Source organism: Ulvibacter sp. 2305UL32-6, from assembly GCF_058148545.1.
In genome coordinates, this window is the sequence record NZ_JBYVKA010000097.1 from 1 (window position 1) to 312 (window position 312).

Consider the following 312-nt stretch of genomic DNA (forward strand, 5'->3'; position numbering starts at 1 on the left):
TGTGCTTTCCTGAAATAGGTTGACTAAAAATTAAACCTTTTAGTACTATACCTAATGAAAGACAAAAAACAACCCTGCCGAAAAACTTCCTACAAAAAAGTAGGTTTCGATTTAAAGCTCTTAATTATTGATCAGGTCCAAAACGGGCAGATCTCTGTAAACCACGCTTCAGAAAAATATCAAGTCTCTAGATCCTCTATTGATTACTGGTTAAAAAAATACAGTACTTTAGAACAAAAGAAACGCGGTATGAGCAAGAAAGACGAAATCAAAAAACTCAAAGAACGAATCGAAGAACTCGAATTTGTAAAA

1 protein-coding gene is annotated in these 312 nt (G+C 33.3%); it reads left to right on the top strand.

Annotation, left to right across the window (positions count from 1 at the left end):
* Positions 1-54 precede the first annotated feature (54 nt).
* Positions 55-312 (top strand): helix-turn-helix domain-containing protein (locus tag ACY2RU_RS17870; protein ID WP_490139845.1); only part of this gene is annotated, 258 nt, incomplete at its 3' end.